This window comes from Mesorhizobium sp. M0030 (genome assembly GCF_040323695.1).
Lineage (GTDB): Bacteria > Pseudomonadota > Alphaproteobacteria > Rhizobiales > Rhizobiaceae > Mesorhizobium.
The window spans coordinates 536,747-557,712 of record NZ_JAMYVE010000001.1 but is presented as its reverse complement, the minus strand read 5'-3'; the positions used below and the strand labels follow the sequence as shown (position 1 = coordinate 557,712).

Below are 20,966 nucleotides of genomic sequence, written 5' to 3'. Positions count from 1 at the left end.
GCACTCCAGGAGAAAATATGTCAGCTGCAAATCCCACTCGCGACGATTTCGCGAGCCTGCTCGAAGAATCATTTACCGCCGGCCACTCCGGCGAAGGTCAGGTCGTCAAGGGCACGATCCTGGCGATCGAAAAAGACATGGCCATCATCGATGTCGGCCTCAAGGTCGAAGGCCGCGTGCCGCTGAAGGAATTCGGCGTCAAGGGCAAGGACTCGACGCTCAAGGTCGGCGACACGGTCGAGGTCATGGTCGAGCGCATCGAAAACGCGCTGGGCGAAGCCGTCCTGTCGCGCGACAAGGCCCGCCGCGAAGAGAGCTGGGTCAAGCTCGAAGAGAAGTTCACCAAGGGTGAGCGCGTCGAAGGCGTCATCTTCAACCAGGTCAAGGGCGGCTTCACCGTCGACCTCGACTGCGCCGTGGCCTTCCTGCCGCGCAGCCAGGTCGATATCCGCCCGATCCGCGATGTCTCTCCGCTGATGCACAACCCGCAGCCCTTCGAGATCCTCAAGATGGATCGCCGCCGCGGCAACATCGTGGTGTCGCGCCGCACCGTGCTCGAGGAAAGCCGCGCCGAACAGCGTTCGGAAATCGTGCAGAACCTCGAAGAAGGCCAGGTTGTCGAAGGCGTCGTCAAGAACATCACCGATTACGGTGCGTTCGTCGACCTCGGCGGCATCGATGGCCTGCTGCATGTCACCGACATGGCATGGCGCCGCGTCAACCACCCGACCGAGATCCTCAACATCGGTCAGACGGTCAAGGTGCAGATCATCCGCATCAACCAGGAAACCCACCGCATCTCGCTCGGCATGAAGCAGCTCGAGAGCGATCCGTGGTCCGAGATCGGCACCAAGTTCCCGATCGGCAAGAAGATCAAGGGTACCGTCACCAACATCACCGACTACGGCGCGTTCGTCGAGCTGGAGCCGGGCATCGAAGGCCTCATCCACGTTTCGGAAATGTCGTGGACCAAGAAGAACGTGCACCCCGGCAAGATCCTGTCGACGACGCAGGAAGTCGACGTTGTGGTGCTCGAGGTCGATCCGGCCAAGCGCCGCATCTCGCTCGGCCTCAAGCAGACGCTGGAAAACCCGTGGCAGGCTTTTGCCGCGAGCCATCCGGTCGGCAGCCAGGTCGAGGGCGAGGTCAAGAACAAGACCGAGTTCGGCCTGTTCATCGGCCTCGAAGGCGACGTGGACGGCATGGTGCACCTCTCCGACCTCGACTGGACCCGTCCGGGCGAGCAGGTCATCGAAGAGTACAATCGCGGCGACATGGTCAAGGCGCAGGTACTCGACGTCGACATCGACAAGGAGCGCATCTCGCTCGGCATCAAGCAGCTGGCCAAGGATACGGTCGGCGAAGCCGCGACTTCAGGCGAACTGCGCAAGAATGCGGTCGTCACCTGCGAAGTCACCGGCATCAAGGATGGCGGTCTGGAAGTGCGGCTGGTCGACAGCGGCATCGAGACCTTCATCAAGCGCAACGACCTCAGCCGTGACCGTGACGAGCAGCGCCCCGAGCGCTTCTCGGTCGGCCAGAAGCTGGACGCCCGCGTCATCGCCTTCGACAAGAAGACCCGCAAGCTGCAGGTCTCGATCAAGGCGCTGGAAATCGCCGAAGAGAAGGAAGCCGTCGCACAGTACGGCTCGACCGACTCCGGCGCTTCGCTGGGCGACATCCTTGGCGCCGCGCTGAAGAAGCAGGGCAGCTAAGCCGCTTCGCGCGCAGCGCGTAAGCCGCTTCGCGCAAGCGTAAGCCTCGGCTGCGCCTCGCGCGCGGCCTGAACAAGAAAACCCGCGGGCCGCAAGGCTCGCGGGTTTTTCATGCTCGGCTGCGCGATTGGCACAAGACTAAGACCGTGCAACCCCTTCAATTCCGCACGACGGTTGTAGGCTCGGCCGTCGTTGCAGACGTAAACACGGAAGTCCGGCCCTTCGGGCAACGGAGAAGCATGCGGGATGAAGGTCGTCGAACTCTATCGCTATCCGGTCAAGAGCCTGCGCGGCCATGCCGTGCCGAGCGCCGACATCGAGACAATGGGCATGGAAGGCGACCGCCGCTGGATGGTCGTCGACAAGGATGGGCAGTTCCTCACCATTCGCCAGATACCCGATATGACGACGATCGACGTCGAGCATCGCGGAACGGGCGTCCTGTTGAAACATGACAGGCATGGCTCGCACTTCGTCGAGGCACCGGCTCCCGGCACCGCGCTCCGGCAAGTCAAGATCTGGAAGGATATGGTTGCCGCGCGGCCGGGCGATCCGGCCGCCGGCGCCTATCTCTCGGCTATTGTTGGCCGGCCCGTCGATCTCGTCTATTTCGACGATCCGCGAAACCGGCCGGTCGATGCGGAATTCGGCCAGCCTGGCGATTACGTCGGCTTTGCCGACGGTTTTCCGCTGCTGATCGCCACGACGGGCTCGCTGAACCATCTGAACAGCCATCTTGCCAGGCCTATCGAGATGGCGCGGTTCCGGCCAAACATCGTCGTCGACGCAGAAGGCGCATGGCTTGAAGACAGCTGGAAGACGATCCGCATCGGCACGGTGGAGTTGCGGATCGCAAAGCCCTGCTCGCGCTGCGTCATCACCACCCGAGATCCGTTGAGCGGCGAGCAGCCGGACCCGAGCGAGCCGTTGCAGACGCTTGGCAAACTCCACCGCTCCGCCAAGGGCGGCATCATCTTCGGCCAGAATGCCATTCCCAACAACGCCGGCGCGATCGCCATCGGCGACGCAGTCGAGGTCGTGCAAGTGGGGGTCTCGAACCTGACGTAATCGCAGGCCTTCTAATGCCGTGGAGGCGTCGGCGGTCGCCATGATTGGATGGCCAACCTCCGCTGTAGATCAGGCGAGGTCGGCAAAGGCCGCCATCGGAAGCCAAACCAAATGAGCCGCTCTGGGCGGCGGAACTTCAGGCGCGGCCGTAGAGCGGCACCAGCGTGCCGTTCATCGCCAGATTGGCCGGTGATGCCAGATAGGCGATTGCCTCGGCGGCGGCTTCGAGGCTGACCCATTTGCCGAAATCGGCGTCTGGCATGTCGGCGCGGTTGGCCGGCGTATCGAGCGTCGAGGGCGCCACCGCGTTGACCAGTATGCCTTTGTGCTTCAGCTCTTCCGCCATCGCCACGGTCATCGCTGCCACTGCCGCTTTGCTGGCGGCATAGGCGACCATGCCGGCGCCTCGGCGCGGATCGAGCCCAGCACGCGCCGTGACATTGACGATGCGGCCTGCAGTGGCCGAGCCCAGCATGGAGCGCACCGCAGCGCGGCAGCACAGAAAGGCGGTGCGGGCGTTGGTGTCCATCAATTCGGCAAAGGATGCGGATTCGATCTTCTCGACCGGGGCTGCGGCAAAGCCGCCGGCCAGATGGATGGAGGCCCACAATTCGGGAACGCTGTCATAGAAGGCATCGACCTTGGCAGGATCGGCGAGATCGACATTGTGCGCCAGCCGGACGCGATCATGGGCCGCGAAGGGGAAATGCGAGGGGGCCGACGCGTGGGCATTGGGCACATGGCAGATCGCGCCGTCCGCCAGCAATTTGCCGACGACCGCGGCACCCAGCGCCCCAGTGCCACCGGTCACCACGATATGCTTGCCCTGAACTGTTTCCGTCATCCTGGACGCTCCTGTCGTTTCTTGTGATTATGTCGCTTGTCGTGCCGCGCCGACGCAGAGCGTCGCGCCTTTTGCACGATCACTCAACCGACATCTCGACATGGCAGTTGTTGCGTCTTTGCATCGCTCGAAGTCGCCGACCGCCCCTTCCGACCCCCGCGCATGGACATCCGGCGCGCGGCCAGCTGTCAGTCGATGGTGATTTCGACGACGTGAGGCATGCCCGTTGCGCGTGCGCGTTTGAGCGCATCGGCGAGACCGGCAGTACCGGCAACCCGTTCGGCTGATATGCCATAGGCCTCGGCCAGCTTGCAGAAATCCGGCGGCGCCGGGGACACGCCGACCGGCTCGACGCCGACATCGAGCATCGACGTTTCGATCTCGCGATAGCCTCTGTTGTTCCAGACGACGAAGATGACCGGTGCGGGTGCATCGAGCGCCGCGCCTAGCTCCGACAAGGTGAACTGGAAGCCGCCGTCGCCGGTCAGGCAAACCACCGGCACGCCGGGCATGGCGAGCGCTGCGCCGATCGCCGCCGGCGGCCCGTAGCCGAGCGCGCCGAAACCGGTGGCGGCGTTGAACCAGCCGCCTGGCCGGTCATGGTCGTAATAGAGATTGGCGGCGTAGATCGGCTGGGTGGAATCGCCGACGATGATGGCGCCCGGCAGTGCGTCGCGGATGGTTTCCACCGCACGCACCTGCGCGGCATAGGCCGGGCTGAGCTCGGCAAAGGCCGCCTTTCTCGACGCGGCTGCGCGGCTCTCGCCGTCCTTCGCTGCGGCATGATCAGGGTGGAGCGCGCCTAGCAGTGCGCCAAGCGCCTCCGCGCAATCGGCCTGGATGCCGACGCTCACCGGGCGGCGGGCGAGCTGGTCGGCGCCGATATCGATGCGGATCAGATTGGCGGGCAGCACGAAGCCGCCGTCGCTGTAACCGTCATAGTCGGTCGGGCCGAATTCGGTGCCGGCGGCGATGACCAGATCGGCGTCTGCCATCAGCGCACGCACCGCCTTCAGGCTGGGGCTGGCCGGCACGCAAAGCGGATGTGCATGCAGCAGACCGCGCGCATTGGCGGTCTGGGCGACAGGCGCGCCGAGCCGCTCGGCCAAAAGCTGCAATGGCTGTTCGGCGCGCTTGGCGCCGCCACCGGCAAGGATCAGCGGCCGGCGCGCGGCTGCGATCAGCCTGGCTGCCTCGGCAATGGCCGCGCCATCCGGCGCCCGCGGCGCTGCATTGGTGAGCGAAGCAGCGATGCCGTCGGCCGGTTTGACCATGACGTCGGTCGGGATCTCGATATGGACGGGGCCCGGCCGCGACGACGAAAACAGCGCGAAGGCCCGCGCCAAAGCGCCAGGCAATTCGCTGGCCTCGGTGACACGCTGCGAAAACAGCGCCACCTTCTCCATCATGCCGCGCTGGTCCGGCAGTTCGTGCAGGAAGCCCAGCCCCTTTCCCAGCGTCGGCATCGCGTTGACGCCCGAAATCACCAGCATCGGCACCGAATCGGCGCGCGCCTGGCCCATTGCGGTGATGGTGTTGGTCAGCCCCGGTCCGGTGATGACAAAGGCAACGCCCGGCCGGCCGCTGGCACGGGCATAGCCGTCGGCCATGAAGCCGGCGCCCTGTTCGTGACGCGGCGTGACATGGCGTATCTTTGAACGCGCCAGCCCGCGGTAAAGCTCGACAGTGTGGACGCCAGGAATGCCGAAAACGGTGTCGACGCCATGCGCTTCGAGCAGCGTGATCAGCGCTTCGCCGATGGTGGTCATAGCTTCTCTCCCTTTTGCGGCGCCAGGCCGAGCTCGGCCTCTATGGCTTTGACGCCGATCGCCGCCAATTCGCCAGGCGAGAACATCTCTGCGGCCAGACAGCCTTCGATCCAGAGCCCGTCGATGATCGCGTTGATGGCAATGGCATGGCGGCGCAGTTCATTTGCGTTTGGCCTGCGCTGCTCGGCGCCGAGCACTTCGGCAACGACTGCTTCCACCTCGTTGCGAAAGCCAAGATAGCCTTCGCGGTGGGCGCGAGCCAGGCTCGGATCCGCGCCGGCGCGGCCGATGAAGGTTGCCCAGAGCGAAAACACGCGTGCATCGATGATCGGGGCGTTGAGGTTGGCGGTAACGAAGGCCGCAAGGCGCTGGCGCGGCGCGGCGTCTTCCATGAGCAATGCTGCCTTCGCCTGCTCGGTCATACGGCCCATCAGCGCCGCGTACGCTTCCTGCAGCAAGTCTTCCTTGCCGGGGAAATAGTGCCGGATCAGCCCCGCGGTGACGCCGGCGCGCAGTGCGATGGTGCGCAGGCTGGCGCCCTCCAGCCCATGTTCGGCCACGCAGGCAAGCGTCGCGTCGATCAAATCCTGCCGCCGCCGCTCCTCGCCCTCGCGGCGGAACTTGCGGCGCTCATTCATTGCCGCAGGATGGGCCGCGTCAGGCATGTCGGCCCACCTTCGCAGGCGATGCAGAGGGCATCCGCCTCGAAGATTTGAACCGTGCAGCCGGCGGCTTCCATCGCGGCCTTGGTCTTGGGAAAGCCGGCGACGGCAATGACCTTATGCGGGCTGGTCGGCAGCACGTTCAGGCTGAGGCCGTTGGACGCGGCAAACTCTTCGGCGTCGCCTTCCACCAGCCGGATGCCGCGCGCCTTCAGCAACTGGTAGAACGGCGCCGGCAAAAGCGGTGAATAGACCAGGGCCAGGTCGTCGGCCAGCGGGCTGATCACCGACATCAGATGCAGGCACGCCTCCTCGCCCTGCCACAGCGGCAGATCGAAGCCGTAGACGGAAATGCCGAGCGGCGTCAGCAGGTTGGAAACCTGCTGTATGCCTTCCTGGTTGGAGCGCACCCCGCGCCCGATTACCAGCGTGTTTTTATCCAGCCATACGCAATCGCCGCCTTCGACCTGGCCGGGAGCCTCGACGCGGCCGAGGATAGGAATACCCAGGCGTGTGTAGGTTTCCTCATGCAGCGATGGCTCCCTGGCGCGCAGTGGCTTGCCCATGGACAGGATCAGCGCGCCGCGGTCGGTCATCAGCGACGGGTCGTGGGTGAATACGGAATCCGACAGCCCATCGGCCTTGTCATCGATCCATTCGATTTCGGCGCCGGACGCCGTCACCAGCTCAGCGAGAGCCGCGTGCTGCGCCGCCGCTTTCGCCGGGTCGAAACCCGGGCCATAGTGCCAGATAACCCGGTCGGCACCGCGCATGGCATTGGCCGCCGACCGCATCAGCACGCGCCGCAACGGCGCCGCCATGGATTGTGATCCGAAAGCGCTCATCAGTGCCCTTTTCAATGCCGTGTTCAAGGTGAAAAAAATGGAAAAAATTTCATCGGAGGCTATTTATACACTTGCACAATAAGGCCGCAAGTGCCGTAATGAGCGGGATTGACGGGCTCGCGCTGTTGGGTCCATGCTGAAGTCTGGAGTGGGCATTACAGCGTATGTTGATTAGCCGGATAGACGTTCGACGATCTGCCGTGGACCCTGTGGCAGAGGTTCCCCGGTGAGCGCGGCGGGAACCGCCGCAGTCCAATCCGGCAAGGCGCAGGACGGCGCCGCCGAAGCCATCCATGTCGAGAACCTGCACAAAAAATTCGGCCATCTGCATGTGCTGAAAGGCGTTTCGCTGTCGGCGCGCGACGGCGAGGTGATCGCCATTATCGGCGGCTCGGGTTCCGGCAAGTCGACGCTGCTGCGCTGCATCAACTGCCTGGAAAACCCGACCAGCGGCATCATCCGCGTCAATGGCGAGGAGATCAAACTCAAGGCCGACAGCCACGGCCACACCGTGCCCGCCGACCGCCGGCAGATCGAACGCATCCGCGCCAAGCTCGGCATGGTGTTCCAGAACTTCAACCTGTGGAGCCACATGACGCTGATCGAGAACGTCATCGAGGTTCCGGTGCATGTTCTGGGCGTCAGGCGCGACGTGGCGATCAGGGAAGCCGAAAAGCTTTTGGCGCGCGTCGGCCTGGCCGAAAAGCGCGACGTCTATCCGGCCTATCTCTCGGGCGGCCAGCAGCAGCGCGCGGCGATCGCCCGCGCCCTGGCCATCAACCCGCGCGTCATGCTGTTCGACGAGCCGACCTCGGCGCTCGACCCGGAGCTGGTCGGCGAGGTGCTGAAGGTGATCGGCGACCTGGCGCGCGAGGGCCGCACCATGGTGCTGGTCACGCATGAAATGAAATTCGCCCGCGAGGTCGCGACCCATGTCGTCTACCTCTGCAACGGGCTGGTCGAGGAAGAGGGGCCGCCGGAGCAGATATTCGGCGCACCGAAATCCGAAAGGCTGAAGCAGTTCATCCGCAACATCGGCTAGGACAAGCCGGGACGGAAGAAAACCGGGAACCAACAACAAACTGGGAGTCGTGACATGAAGACTGTTCTGAAAACATTCGCCGCAGCGCTGCTGCTCGGCGTCGCCGCCATGGGCGTGGCCAAGGCCGATCCGGTCAAGATCGGCGTCGCCGCCGAGCCCTATCCGCCCTTCACCTCGCCGGACGCTTCCGGCAAATGGGTTGGCTGGGAAATCGAGTTCATCGACGCCGTCTGCGCCGAGGAGAAGCTCGACTGCGTCATCACGCCTGTCGCCTGGGACGGCATCATCCCGGCGCTGACGACCAAGAAGATCGACGTCATCGCCAGTTCGATGTCGATCACTGCCGAACGCGAGAAGACCATCGACTTCTCGGATAAGTACTACAACACGCCGACCGCCATCATCGGGCCGAAGGACCAGAAATTCGGCGCCACGCCGGACGATCTCAAGGGCAAAGTGCTCGGCGTGCAGGTGTCGACCACCCATTCGGCCTATGCCAAGAAGCATTTCGGGCCCACGGCCGCCGAGATCAAGGAATACCAGACGCAGGACGAAGCCAACAACGATCTGGCCGCAGGCCGCCTCGACGCCGTCCAGGCGGATTCGATCGCGCTCGACGCATTCCTGAAGTCGGACCAGGGCAAGGCCTGCTGCGATCTGAAGGGCATGGTGGCTCCGGACGATGAAGTGCTCGGACCGGGCGTGGGCGCCGGCGTGCGCAAGGAAGACACCGACCTTAAGGCCAAGATCAACGCCGGCATCAAGGCGATCCGCTCGAACGGCAAATATGACGAGATATCGAAGAAATACTTCGATTTCGACATTTACGGTGGTGGCGGCGCGCAGTCGAACTGACGATCCTCGCATGAGCTAGGGGGCACGGCGTTAGCGCCATGCCTCCCTGCCCCCGCCGGCGCTGCCGTCGGCGGTGGTTGAAGCCAGCAATCCGGGGGCGACGCTGATCGACGCACTTCTTTCGGCCTCGGCGGCCGGCATAATCGAGCTTCTTTCGCCCAATCCGCCGGGCTGGGGCGGCACGCTCTTGCTTGGGCTGCTCCATTCGATCGAGATCGCGCTCGGCGCCACGGTCCTTGGTCTCCTGATCGGCACCGGGGGCGCCTTTGGCAAGCTTTACGGCGGGCCGGTCGTACGCGACTTGCTGGCGGTTTACACCACCATCGTGCGCGCCGTGCCCGAACTGGTGCTGATCCTGCTGCTCTATTATGCCGGAACAGACCTGATCAACCAGGCGCTGACGGCAATGGGCTACCAGCGCGTCGACATCAGCGGCCTTGCGGCAGGCATCGCCGTGCTCGGCTTTGTCCAGGGCGCCTATTCGACCGAAGTGATTCGTGGCGCCATCCTGGCCATACCGCAGGGCCAGATCGAAGCCGCCCGCGCCTATGGCATGTCACCCGGGCTCATGCTGCGGCGCATCACCTTGCCGGCGATGCTGCCCTTCGCCATACCCGGGCTCGCCAATCTGTGGCTGATCGCCACCAAGGATACGGCCCTTCTGGCGGTCGTCGGCTTTTACGAGCTGGCGCTGGCGACGCGGCAGGCGGCGGGCGTCACCAAAGCCTATTTCACCTTCTTTTTCGCCGCGGGCGTGCTCTATCTCATCTTGTCGCTGGTCTCCAACCTCCTCATCGGCCGTCTCGAGGCCTGGTCGCGGCGCGGTATGCCGTCGCTCAAGGATGCGCGCTGATGGCCGGAGAAGCGATCATCATCAATGTTGCCGCGCGGACGTCGCTGTGGCTGCAGCCGCATCGCATCGTGCTGATCCTGATCGCGATCGGGCTGGTGCTGAGCGCCGCCTTCTTCATGCGCTGGGACTGGCTGCCGCAATATTATGAAATGGGGCTTCTCGGCATCTGGCGGTCGCTGTGGATCCTGGCCGTCACCTGCTTTCTCGGCTTCCTGCTCGCCGTGCCGCTCGGGCTCGCGCAGGCCGCCGGCTCTTTCTGGTTTTCCGCGCCCGCCAGGACATTCTGCACCGTCATCAGGGGCACGCCGCTGCTGATCCAGCTATGGCTGCTCTATTACGGGCTGGGCTCGCTGTTTCCGCAATTTCCCTGGATCCGCGAATCCTGGATGTGGCCGTATCTGAGGCAAGCCTGGCCTTATGGAGTGCTGGCGCTGACCTTGTCCTTCGCCGGCTATGAGGGCGAAGTGATGCGCGGGGCCTTTGCCGGCGTGCCGAAGGGGCAGTTAGAGGCGGCCCGCGCTTTCGGCATGAGCCGCTGGAAGATTTTCCGCCGCATCTGGCTGCCGCAGGCCATCTACCGGGCGCTGCCGACGCTGACCGGCGAAACCGTGCTGCAGCTGAAGTCGACGCCGCTGGTGGCGACGATCAGCGTCATCGACATCTTCGCAGTCTCGTCCAAGGTCCGGCAGGACACCTACCTCACCTACGAACCCTTGCTGCTTTTGGCGCTGATCTACATGATCATCACCGGCATACTGGTGTTTGCATTCAGCAAGATCGAGGCGCGCATACCGAACAAGGTGGGCTAGGGAATAGTGAGTAGGCAGTAGTGAGTAGTCAGCATATGACCGGGAAACCGCTTGCTTTCGCTACTCCCTACTGACTACTCCCTAATCACTCACCACCAATCGGGTCCGCACCATGCAACTCTCTCTCGACCAGGCAACAGGGCTGTGCCGGATGGCGGCGCTCGGCGCCGGCGCCAATGAGGAGGCGGCGAAGTCGCTCACCGCCTCGATCATTGCCGCCGAGGCGGAAGGGCTTTCGACCGTCGGGCTGACCCATTTCATCGATTACCTCGAAGCGCTGGAAGCCGGCCGCATCGACGGCAATGCCGATCCCGTGATCACCAGGCCGGCGCTCGCCGTCTATCAATCCGATGCGCGTGGCGGCCTCGCCCATACCGGCTTCGACCGCACCATCGACGACCTCGCCAAGGCGGCAAAGCTGTTCGGCGTCGCCATCTTCTCGCAGAAGAACGCTTATACCTGCGGCGCACTAGGCTATTTCACTGGGCGTCTGGCGCAGCTGGGATTGGTCTCCTTCGCCGCCACCAACGGGCCGGCGGTGCTGGCAGGCTCGGGCTCGGTCAAGCCGGTCTATTGCACCAACCCGATGTCGTTTGCGGCACCCGCCGCCGATGGCGCGCCGCTGGTCATCGACCAGTCGTCGAGCGCCACCGCCTTCGTCAACATCCGCAAGGCGGCCGAGGACGGCAAGAAGATCCCCGAAGGCTGGGCGCTGGACGCCAGCGGCAATCCGACCACCGATCCGGCCGCGGCCATGAAGGGCGCCATGCTGGCCTTCGGCGGCCAGCGTGGCGCCAACATCGCGCTGATGGTCGAAGTCCTGGCTGCCGGCCTGTCGGGCGCCAACTGGTCGCTCGACGCGCCGTGGTTCTCCGGCGGACCGGACAGCCCCGGAACCGGCCTGTTCGTGCTCGCTGTCGAGCCCAAGCTGCTCGACCCGGATTTCGAGCAGCGCATGAAGGACCAGCTCGACCGGCTGCGCCGGCGCTTTGGCGTGCACGTGCCGGGCCGGGCGCGGGCCGAAGCGGCCGAGAAGGCGCAGGCGCGCGGCATCAATGCCTCCAAAGCCGTAGTGCAGCGCATTTCCGAATTCGCCGAGCGCTATTCGGGCTGAAGCAGTCCTGCGACAACGAATTTTTACGCGACCTGGCTGAACCTTTCTACCGATCGCAACGACCAATAGCTGCCGGGTCGGGTTTGCCCGGTCGGTGTCTTCTGTCGGATGCGTTTAGGGCCCGGGCGGGCGTATGCCGTCTCAGGTTATCCGCCGCGTTGCGCTCTGTCCCGACAGTTGCGTCACCCGGAAAACCCCGCTTCGGCGGGGTTTTCTGCGTTCGTGCTCTGTGTGCTAAAACATGATGGCGGAAGTTAACTTTTGTTAACTTGACTTGCCGGAACCATCGGGCGTTTGCAAGGGATCGTCACAACAACAGGAGCTACGATGTCCGCAACCACCGACGCTTCCCGGGGCAAACTTATCGTTCCGGTGTTTGGCCGCCTGTATTCGTCGCTGTATGATGGCGCCGAAACCCTTCTGCGCGTCGTCGCCGGCGGGTTTCTCACCATTCACGGCTCGCAGAAGATCACCAACCCTTTCGGCACCGCCGAGATGGTCGAAGGCCTCGGCTTCTATCCCGGCGCGTTCTGGTCGCTGCTTTTGTCCTGCACCGAATTCTTCGGCGGCATTCTGATCGCCATCGGCCTGTTGACTCGGCCCGCCGCCTTTGCCGGTATGATCGTGCTGCTGGTCACCGTCTGGTTCCACTGGATCACTGTCGGCCAGGGCTTTTCCGGCGCTGAAAAGTCGCTTCTATGGGCGGCCATCCTGCTGTTCTTCGTTATCCGCGGCGGCAACCGCCAGTCGGTCGACGCGCGCCTCGGCAAGGCGTTCTGAAGGGTCCATAAGAGGGTGGCAGCGACGACGCGTCACCCTTTGCCTTTGGCCCAAAACGGACTATGAAACGGCTTCAGCCAAGCTTTCGAGCGCCGGAGCCAGCCATGACCGAAATCCTGCAGATCCCCAAGCTCGTGGTCGTCTTCGGCGGCTCCGGCTTCGTCGGCCGCCACATCGTGCGGGCGCTGGCCAAGCGCGGCTACCGCATCAGGGTGGCGGTGCGCCGGCCCGATCTGGCGGGACATTTGCAGCCGCTCGGCAATGTCGGCCAGATCCAGCCGGTGCAGGCCAATGTGCGCGTGCGCTGGTCTGTCGACCGCGCCGTGCAGGGCGCCGACCATGTCATCAATCTGGTCGCCATCCCGCATGAAAGCGGCCGGCAGAAATTCAACACCGTGCACGAATTCGGCGCCCGCGCCGTCGCCGAAGCCGCACGCTCGGTCGGCGCAGGGCTCACCCACATCTCGGCGCTGGGCGCCGACCTCAACGCCGAATCCGACTATGCCCGCACCAAGGCGCTCGGCGAAAAGGCCGTCCTGGAGACGATCCCGGACGCCGTCATCTTCCGTCCGTCGATCAATTTCGGACCCGAGGACAGTTTCTTCAACCGCTTCGCCGACATGGCGCGCTATTCGCCGGTGCTGCCGCTGATCGGCGGCGGCCAGACCAAGTTCCAGCCGGTCTATGTCGGCGATGTCGCCGAAGCCGTGGCGCGTTCGGTCGAGGGCAAGATCAAGGGCGGCCAGATCTATGAACTCGGCGGGCCGCAAGTGCTCACCTTCAAGCAGTGCATGGAAGAGCTGCTCACTGTCATCGAGCGCAAGCGGCTCCTGGTGCCGGTGCCGTGGTGGATGGCCAATCTGCAGGCCTCGATCCTCGGCCTGCTGCCCAACCCGTTGCTGACCAAGGACCAGGTGCTGCTGCTGCGCCAGCCCAACATCGTGTCGGAGGAGGCCAACAAGGCCAACCGGAACCTTGCCGGCCTCGACATCCAGCCGCAGTCTATCGGCACCATCCTGCCCAGCTATCTCTGGCGCTTCCGCGCCGCAGGCCAGTTCCAGCGCAAGCCCGCCGGTATCGCGTAACAAGGCGTTGCGCCGTTAAACGCGCCGCGTGACCTGCATCGGCAGGCCGCCTTGCGGCTGTGTCGTCAGTTTCTGCACCGGCCACGGCTTGGTCTCGGCCGTCACGTCGAAGCGGAAGCGCGACAGCATGATGGCCAGCGCAATGATCGCCTCCTGCATGGCGAAGCTGGCGCCGATGCAGATGCGCGGACCGGCGCCGAATGGCAGATACTGGAAGCGGTCGATCTTCTCGCGGTTTCCCGGATGGAAGCGCTCGGGCATGAAGGCGTCGGGCCTGTCCCACAGTTTTCTGTGGCGGTGGACGACCCAGGGCATGACCAGTACGGCCGCGCGCTTGGGGAGCACCAGATCGTTCCAGGTCTCCGTCTCGATCGGCTCGCGGTTGATCGACGGCGCCGGCGGATAAAGCCGCAGCGCCTCCTCGAAGGCGGCGCGGGTGAACGGCATTGCGTCGAGCCATTTCGTCGGGTCGGGTTCGCGCGCCAGCACGGCCTCGATCTCGCGCTCGACCTTTTCACGCTCCCACGGCGCTTCGGCGAGGCAGTAGATCGTCCAGCCCAGTGCCCGCGCGGTGGTCTCGTGGCCGGCGCCGATGAAGGTGATGATGTTGTCCTCGACTTCCGCCCGCGTCAGCCCGTCGGGGCCTTCGGCGCGCAGCAGAAGCGTCAGGAAATCCTGCGGCGCGGTGTCGGGGTCGCGCTTCAGCCGCTCCTCGCGCATCTTGACCGTATCGGTGACGATCTTGCGGAAATAGGCCATGGTCTTGCGGCCGCGGATGCGGGTCAGCCGCGGCAGCCATTCGGGCGCGCGCAACAGGTCGAGCGGATCGACACGGCCCATGGTTTCGAACAGGCGGTCGATCTCCTGCGCGAAACTGCCGGGCTCGCCCGCAATCTCGCCCGAAAACAGCGTCTCGGCCAGGATATCGTAGGTGAGCAGCGTCATGTCATGGGCGACATCGGTCATGCCGCCTTCGTCATAGCGGGCGACGAACTGCATCGTGCGGCGCAGCATCGGCTCGGCGAAGCCGAAGATATGCCGCGGCGTGAACACCGGCGCCATCGCCTTGCGCGAGCGCTTCCACACCTCGCCTTCGGCGGTCAACAGCCCGTCGCGCAAGATCGGTCGCAGGATCATCTGGCGCACCGTCGCCATCTTGTAGTTCTTGGCGTTGTCGATCAGCACGTGGCGGATAAGGCCGGGATCGTTGGCGACGATCAGATGCCCGCCGACGCCATTCGCCGAAATCCAGGGCTCGTTGTAGGTGTGCTCGCCCCACAGTTCGAGCGGATTGCGGTAGACGATCCGCATCATCTCCAGCGTCGAAGGCGGCGTCGTGCGCGGCCTGGGCGCCGGCGGCACGAAGGGGACGGGCTGCGTGTCCATGAGGTGCTCCGCTGATAGCTTAGATGTAGTGGCTGGCAATCCGGGCGTCCATGTGACCGAAGGGCAAACCAAAACGCTGCGGCGCGGGCAAGCTCGACAGACGGTGTGTTCATCGGATCGTGACCGCCGGTGAAACGGTTGCGGCTTGTCCGGTTGGACACTCTGCCATAGGTGACAGTTACCAACAGCTACTGCTAATCGCCCAGGAGAGTCCGCTTGAAGCACAAGCTGAACATCATCATCGGCAGCACGCGGCCGCGCCGCGCCGGGCCGGTCTTCGCCCACTGGCTGGAGGATTTTGCCCGCGAGCACGGCAAATTCGAACCGGTGCTGACCGACATTGCCACGTTCCATCTGCCGGTTCTGGACGAGCCGCATCACCCCAGGCTCGGCAATTACCAGAACGACCACACCAAAGCCTGGTCGAAGGTCATTGATGCCGCCGACGCCTTCGTGTTCGTGGCGCCGGAGTACAATTATTTCGTGGCGCCTGCGATCGTCAACGCGATCGATTATCTATCGCGCGAGTGGAAATACAAACCCGCCGCCATCTTCAGCTATGGCGGGGTTTCCGGAGGCCTGCGCGCCGCGCAGGCGCTGAAGCCGCTGCTGACCGCGGTGGGCGTCATGCCCATCTCGGAAGGCGTCGCGCTGCCGATGTATCAGAAACTGCTGGAGAGCGACGGCTCCTTCCAGGCTAGTGAGCAGGTAGAGGGTGGGACCAAGACCATGCTGGACGAGCTCTCGCGCTGGAGCGAGGCGCTGAAGCCGATGCGGCCGACGTAAACAGCCGGCCCCGGCTTGCTCGCGCCATAAAGAGGTGGAATGGTCGGCAAGTCACTGAGCCGGGGGCGGTTCGACTTGCGCCTGCTGTTTGCCATTTTGCTGATGCTTGCGACCACCGCCACAGCGGTGGCGGAGCGGCGCGTGGCGTTGGTCATTGCCGAGGACGACTACCGGCTGGTGCGGCCGCTGGCCAATCCGGTCAATGACGGCGAGGCGATGGAAGCGGCGCTGAAGAAGCTCGGCTTCGAAGTCGTGCTTGAGACCAATCGTGATCTCAGGCGCATGCGCCGGGCTCTCGACGATTTTCGCGAGGACGCCAAGGGCGCCGACGTGGCGCTGGTGTATTTCTCCGGCCATGGCTTCGAAATCTCCGGCGACAACCGGCTGCTGCCGGTCGATGCCGATGCCTCCTCGCTCGACCAGCTGGAGAAGACCAGCCTGCCGCTGGAGGAAGTGCGCGATGCGGTTGCCGCCACGGCGAAAGTCGGGCTGATCGTGCTCGACGCCTGCCGCAGCGATCCGTTCACGGGCGGCAGCGGCGACGGGCGTGGCGCCACATCGCTGATCAAGGATCTGGTGGACAAGATCAAGCCGGGCCTCGGACGCGTCGGCAAGGCGGAAAACATCCTGTTCGCCTTTTCGGCGGCGCCCGGCGAGACGGCTGCCGACGGTACCGGTGCGAATTCGCCCTTTACAGTGGCGCTGACCAAATATCTCGGCACCGACGGGCTCGAAATCCGCTCGGTGCTGACGCTGGTGCAGCAGGAGGTCTACGACCTTTCGCGCGGGAAACAGCTGCCCTACGTCGAGAGCGGGCTGCCGAAGCTGTTCTTCGCCTCGGCGGCCAAGGAACAATTGCCGGAGCGCGAGCGGCTGCTGCTTGCCATGGCCGATGTGACGCCGGAAATGCGCGGCGCGGTCGAACGGGTCGCCAGCGATGCCGACATGCCGCTGGCGCCGCTCTATGGCGCGCTGATCAGTTCCGACACCAGCCATCTCTCCGGCGAAAGCCTGGACGCCAAGCTGCGCGAGGCCGCCGACGCCTTCGTCAAGGTGCGCGGCGAGATGAAGACGCTGGCCGCCGACGACCCGCAGGTGACCGAACTGCGCCGCCAGGCCGAGGAACAGTTGGCGCTCGGCGCTTTCGATGGTGCACGCGTGATCCTCGCCAAGGCCGCCGACGTCGACAATGTCTCGCGCCAGGCGTTGAAGGCCAATTTCGTCAGCCGCACCCTATCCGAAGCCGCGACGCGGTTTCTCTCGGGCGGCGCGGCGCGCGCCACCCTGGACTATGCCACCGCCATCAAGGACTATGAAACGGTGCTGGCGCTCTATGGCGAAGCCGGACAGACCTCGCTCAGCCTGGAACAGGCCGACCGCCAAAGCCGCACGCTGGAAGAGCTCGGCATCCTCTACACAACGATTGGCAAAACCGACGCCGCCGGCCGCGCCTTTGCGGCGCTGGTCGCCAATCTTGAGCAGCGAGCGCGTCAAGAAACCGATCCGAGCGTCAAGCGGGACCTCGCCATCGGCCATATCAAGTTCGCCAACATCAAGATGGCGCAAGGCGATCTGCCGGCCTCCCTGCAAAACTATGAGGCGGCCAGGGACATGTTGCAGGGCCTGACCACAAACGTGCCGGACAAGAAGGACTGGCTCGGCGATCTCGCCATGGCCCATGATAAGATCGGCAATGTGCTGGCCACGCAAGGCGATGTGGGTGCGGCAGCCCAAGCCTATCGGCAAAGCCTGTCCATCAAGCAGCAATTGGCCGATGCCGAGCCGAACAGCGTCTATCTGCTGCGCGACCTGACCATTACCTACGACGAAATCGGCGGTCTTGCCCGCACCGCCGGCCAGCTGGATGGCGCCCAGACTGCATTCGAAGAGAGCCTGAGAATTCGGCTGGCGCTGGCGCAGAACAACCCCGACGACCCCAGGCATCAGCGCGCCGTCTCCGTCAGCTACACCAGGATCGGCGACGTCCTGCGCGAGCGTGGCGACGCTGGGGGCGCGCTCGACGCCTACAACAAGAGCCAAATAATCGCCGAAGCGCTGGTGCGCCGCGACTCAAACGACACCGATTTGAAGCGCGACCTGTCGGTCGGTTACGCCAAGATCGGCAATGCTTACGGCGACCAGAAGGACTGGCCACTCGCGTTGGAGGCCTACCAGCAGGCGCTGGCCACGGCGCGAGACCTTGCCGCCAGCGACCCAGGCAACACCGATTGGCAGCGCGACCTGTCGGTCTGTCTGGAAAAAATTGCCGGCGTGTTTGATGCCCAGGGCGATATCGCCGGTGCTTTGCAGAACTACCAGGACAGTCTCGTCATTGCCGACCGGTTGGCAAATCTCGACCCGGGCAATTCCGACTGGCAGCGCGACCTGTCGATCACGTTCGAGGAAATAGGCCTGCTGGAGACCAAGCAGCGCCACTATGAGGGCTCGAAGAAGGCCTTCGAAGCCAGCCTGGCCATCCGCCAGCGGTTGGCCCTGTCCGATCCGGACAATGCGATCTGGCAATTCGATCTGGTACAGGCCTACATCAACTATGCCTATGTGGCGAAGAATCCGAAGGCTGTGTTGTCCCAGGCGTTAGACCTGACGCTGGAGCTTGACCGCACAGGCAAACTGGCGCCGAGGGACAAACCCACGATCAAATATCTGCGAGGTCTTCTGGCCAAATTGAAAGCCGCGAAAAAATAGCCGGCTGCCAGCTCGGGATTCAGCCCTGAAATGCCCGCAAACCTTGGAAAAACCGCCTTTTGTGCCTATATCTAGGACATCAAAGCGGCGTGATTCGAAGCCATTTTTTCGCGCTGAGCATGCGGCATCAATCAGACAGGTTTTCATGAGCGATCAAAGCGACAACGCCAACGGCGCTGAGGCCGAATACGGCGCGGATTCCATCAAAGTTTTGAAGGGGTTGGACGCTGTCCGCAAGCGGCCGGGCATGTATATCGGCGATACCGACGACGGCTCGGGCCTGCATCACATGGTCTATGAGGTGGTCGACAACGCCATCGACGAGGCGCTGGCCGGCCATGCCGATCTCGTCACGGTGACGCTCAATCCCGACGGTTCGGTCACCGTTATCGACAATGGCCGCGGGATTCCGACCGATATTCACACTGGCGAAGGCATTTCGGCGGCCGAAGTGATCATGACGCAGCTGCATGCCGGCGGCAAATTCGACCAGAATTCCTACAAGGTGTCCGGCGGCCTGCACGGCGTCGGCGTCTCGGTGGTCAACGCGTTGTCGGCCTGGCTGAAGCTGAAAATCCGCCGCAACGGCCAGATTTTCGAGATGAGCTTCACGCATGGCAATGCCGATGCGCCGCTCAAGGCCACCGGCAGCTATGAGCAGAACAAGCAGCCCGGCACCTATGAGGGCCGCAGCGGTTCCGAGATCACCTTCTTTCCGTCGTCCGAAACCTTCACCATGGTCGAGTTCGACTTCGGCACGCTGGAGCACCGGCTGCGCGAACTCGCCTTCCTGAATTCCGGCGTACGCATCATCTTGACCGATGCCCGCCATGCCGATCTCGTGCGCCACGAACTGCACTATGATGGCGGCCTGGAAGAGTTCGTCAAATATCTCGACCGGGTCAAGAAACCGCTGATCGACAAGCCGATCGCCATCAAGGCCGAGCGCGACGGCATTACCGTCGAAGTGGCGATGTGGTGGAACGACAGCTACCACGAGAACGTGCTGGCCTTCACCAACAACATCCCGCAGCGCGATGGCGGCACCCATCTGGCCGGCTTCCGCGGCGCGCTGACGCGCCAGATCACCGGCTATGGCGAATCGTCGGGCCTGACCAAGAAGGAAAAGGTGGCGCTGATCGGCGACGACTGCCGCGAAGGCCTGACGGCGGTGCTGTCGGTCAAGGTTCCCGATCCGAAATTCTCCTCGCAGACCAAGGACAAGCTGGTCTCGTCAGAGGTGCGGCCCGTGGTCGAAGGCCTGGTCAACGAGGCGCTCGGCACCTGGCTGGAAGAACACCCCAGCGAGGGCAAGGTGGTTATCGACAAGGTGATCCAGGCGGCTGCGGCGCGCGAAGCCGCGCGCAAGGCCCGCGACATCACCCGCAAAAGCTCGCTCGGCGTCACCTCTCTGCCCGGCAAGCTTGCCGACTGCCAGGAACGCGACCCGGCGAAATCCGAAATCTTCATCGTCGAGGGTGACTCGGCCGGCGGCTCCGCCAAGGGCGGCCGTTCGCGCCAGAACCAGGCGATCCTGCCGCTGCGCGGCAAGATCCTCAATGTCGAGCGCGCCCGCTTCGACCGCATGCTCGGCTCCGAGATGATCGGCACGCTGATCACCGCGCTCGGCACCTCGATCGGCAAGGACGAGTTCAACGCCGACAAATTGCGCTACCACAAGATCATCCTGATGACCGACGCCGACGTCGACGGCGCCCATATCAGGACCTTGCTGCTCACCTTCTTCTTCCGCCAGATGCCGGAGCTGATCGAGCGCGGCCATCTCTACATCGCCCAGCCGCCGCTCTACAAAGTGACGCGCGGAAAAAGCTCGCAATACATCAAGGACGAGAGCGCCTTCGAGGAATTCCTGATCGGCTCCGGGCTGGAAGAGGCGTCGCTGACGCTTGCCTCCGGCGAGGCGCGGGCCGGACAGGATCTGCGCGGCTCGATCGACGATGCACTGGCAGTACGCCAGCTCATCAACGGGCTGCATACGCGCTACAACAGGGGTGTGGTCGAACAGGCGGCGATCGCCGGCGCGCTCAATGCCGACGTGTTGAACGATCTCGGCCGCGCCAACGCCATGGCCGAGCGCGTCGCCCAGCGCCTCGACATCATTGCCGAAGACACCGAGCGCGGCTGGACCGGCCGGCTGTCGACCTCCAATGAGGGCGTCGGCGGCTACGTGTTCGAACGCACGGTGCGCAGCGTCAAGGAATTCGCGCAGCTCGATGCCGGGCTGATAAATTCGGCCGACGCACGCCAGCTCGACCGCTATGCCCCGCGCCTCATGGAAGTCTATGGCGAGCCGCCGGTGCTGCGCCGCAAGGATGTCTCCGAAGTCATTTCGGGGCCGCTGGCGCTGCTCAACGCGGTGTTTGCGACCGGCCGCAAGGGCCTGACCATGCAGCGCTACAAGGGCCTCGGCGAGATGAATGCCGAACAGCTCTGGGAAACCACGCTCGACCCGAATGTGCGCTCGCTGCTGCAGGTCAAGGTGAATGACGCCACCGATGCTGACAGCTTGTTCTCGCGGCTGATGGGCGACGAGGTCGAGCCGCGGCGCGAATTCATCCAGGACAACGCGCTGTCAGTTGCCAATCTGGACATTTGATGGCTGGGCGCCTTGCCGCCGGAGCTCCAC

The 20,966-nt window shown here is 64.1% G+C and carries 18 protein-coding genes; 13 read left to right on the top strand and 5 right to left on the bottom strand.

The features are described from left to right. Positions 1–17: 17 nt before the first annotated feature. The gene (rpsA, locus tag NKJ80_RS02565; protein ID WP_352496996.1) at positions 18–1,715 is read left to right on the top strand and encodes a 30S ribosomal protein S1; all 1,698 of its coding nucleotides are present in this window, start codon (positions 18–20) and stop codon (positions 1,713–1,715) included. Positions 1,716–1,961: 246 nt separating this feature from the next. Next, on the top strand, positions 1,962–2,783 hold the full coding sequence (locus NKJ80_RS02560) for an MOSC domain-containing protein (protein ID WP_352496995.1): 822 nt from the start codon (positions 1,962–1,964) through the stop codon (positions 2,781–2,783). A gap of 136 nt (positions 2,784–2,919) precedes the next feature. On the opposite strand, the gene NKJ80_RS02555 is transcribed toward NKJ80_RS02560, so the two are convergent. From NKJ80_RS02555 to NKJ80_RS02540, 4 genes are all read right to left on the bottom strand, one after another. Next, positions 2,920–3,627, bottom strand: a complete 708-nt coding sequence (locus NKJ80_RS02555; protein WP_023815973.1) for an SDR family NAD(P)-dependent oxidoreductase — start codon at positions 3,625–3,627, stop codon at positions 2,920–2,922. A 188-nt stretch (positions 3,628–3,815) separates the two neighbouring features. Then, a complete protein-coding gene (locus NKJ80_RS02550; RefSeq protein WP_352496994.1) occupies positions 3,816–5,396 on the bottom strand; it encodes a 5-guanidino-2-oxopentanoate decarboxylase in 1,581 nt (526 codons plus the stop codon). Then, a complete protein-coding gene (locus NKJ80_RS02545) occupies positions 5,393–6,061 on the bottom strand; it encodes a TetR family transcriptional regulator C-terminal domain-containing protein (RefSeq protein ID WP_352496993.1) in 669 nt (222 codons plus the stop codon). Before NKJ80_RS02545 ends, NKJ80_RS02550 begins: the two co-directional genes overlap by 4 nt. Next, positions 6,031–6,903, bottom strand: coding sequence for a dimethylarginine dimethylaminohydrolase family protein (locus NKJ80_RS02540; RefSeq protein ID WP_352496992.1), 873 nt, complete (start codon positions 6,901–6,903; stop codon positions 6,031–6,033). The genes NKJ80_RS02545 and NKJ80_RS02540 overlap by 31 nt, the downstream gene beginning before the upstream one ends. Between NKJ80_RS02540 and NKJ80_RS02535 the strand changes: the two genes are divergently transcribed. The 8 genes from NKJ80_RS02535 to NKJ80_RS02500 all read left to right on the top strand — a co-directional run bounded on the left by NKJ80_RS02535 (position 6,830) and on the right by NKJ80_RS02500 (position 13,441). After that, positions 6,830–6,985 (top strand): hypothetical protein, encoded by a 156-nt coding sequence (locus NKJ80_RS02535; protein WP_196813600.1) that lies wholly within the window; start codon positions 6,830–6,832, stop codon positions 6,983–6,985. The two genes, NKJ80_RS02540 and NKJ80_RS02535, sit on opposite strands and share 74 nt — an antisense overlap. A 144-nt stretch (positions 6,986–7,129) precedes the next feature. Further along, positions 7,130–7,945, top strand: coding sequence for an ABC transporter ATP-binding protein (locus NKJ80_RS02530; protein WP_023671322.1), 816 nt, complete (start codon positions 7,130–7,132; stop codon positions 7,943–7,945). 54 nt (positions 7,946–7,999) lie between these two features. Continuing rightward, complete coding sequence (locus tag NKJ80_RS02525; protein WP_023671323.1) at positions 8,000–8,800, top strand: transporter substrate-binding domain-containing protein; 801 nt, start codon at positions 8,000–8,002, stop codon at positions 8,798–8,800. Positions 8,801–8,939: 139 nt separating this feature from the next. Then, positions 8,940–9,653, top strand: coding sequence for an ABC transporter permease (locus tag NKJ80_RS02520; protein ID WP_196813869.1), 714 nt, complete (start codon positions 8,940–8,942; stop codon positions 9,651–9,653). Next, a complete protein-coding gene (locus tag NKJ80_RS02515) occupies positions 9,653–10,462 on the top strand; it encodes an ABC transporter permease (protein ID WP_023729737.1) in 810 nt (269 codons plus the stop codon). The genes NKJ80_RS02520 and NKJ80_RS02515 overlap by 1 nt, the downstream gene beginning before the upstream one ends. 112 nt (positions 10,463–10,574) lie before the next feature. Next, complete coding sequence (locus NKJ80_RS02510) at positions 10,575–11,576, top strand: Ldh family oxidoreductase (protein ID WP_023745829.1); 1,002 nt, start codon at positions 10,575–10,577, stop codon at positions 11,574–11,576. A gap of 327 nt (positions 11,577–11,903) precedes the next feature. Next, a complete protein-coding gene (locus NKJ80_RS02505) occupies positions 11,904–12,356 on the top strand; it encodes a DoxX family protein (protein WP_023755780.1) in 453 nt (150 codons plus the stop codon). 104 nt (positions 12,357–12,460) lie between these two features. Continuing rightward, a complete protein-coding gene (locus NKJ80_RS02500; protein ID WP_023693143.1) occupies positions 12,461–13,441 on the top strand; it encodes a complex I NDUFA9 subunit family protein in 981 nt (326 codons plus the stop codon). 15 nt (positions 13,442–13,456) lie between these two features. Here NKJ80_RS02500 and NKJ80_RS02495 read toward each other — a convergent pair whose 3' ends face one another. Then, positions 13,457–14,827, bottom strand: coding sequence for a cytochrome P450 (locus tag NKJ80_RS02495; protein ID WP_352496991.1), 1,371 nt, complete (start codon positions 14,825–14,827; stop codon positions 13,457–13,459). A 216-nt stretch (positions 14,828–15,043) separates the two neighbouring features. Here NKJ80_RS02495 and NKJ80_RS02490 point away from each other — a divergent pair, with 216 nt between their 5' ends. From NKJ80_RS02490 to gyrB, 3 genes are all read left to right on the top strand, one after another. Then, positions 15,044–15,613, top strand: coding sequence for an NADPH-dependent FMN reductase (locus tag NKJ80_RS02490; RefSeq protein WP_352496990.1), 570 nt, complete (start codon positions 15,044–15,046; stop codon positions 15,611–15,613). 39 nt (positions 15,614–15,652) lie between these two features. Next, the gene (locus tag NKJ80_RS02485) at positions 15,653–18,319 is read left to right on the top strand and encodes a caspase family protein (RefSeq protein ID WP_352496989.1); all 2,667 of its coding nucleotides are present in this window, start codon (positions 15,653–15,655) and stop codon (positions 18,317–18,319) included. A gap of 145 nt (positions 18,320–18,464) precedes the next feature. Beyond that, positions 18,465–20,936, top strand: coding sequence for a DNA topoisomerase (ATP-hydrolyzing) subunit B (gyrB, locus tag NKJ80_RS02480; RefSeq protein WP_023834796.1), 2,472 nt, complete (start codon positions 18,465–18,467; stop codon positions 20,934–20,936). Positions 20,937–20,966: the final 30 nt, after the last annotated feature.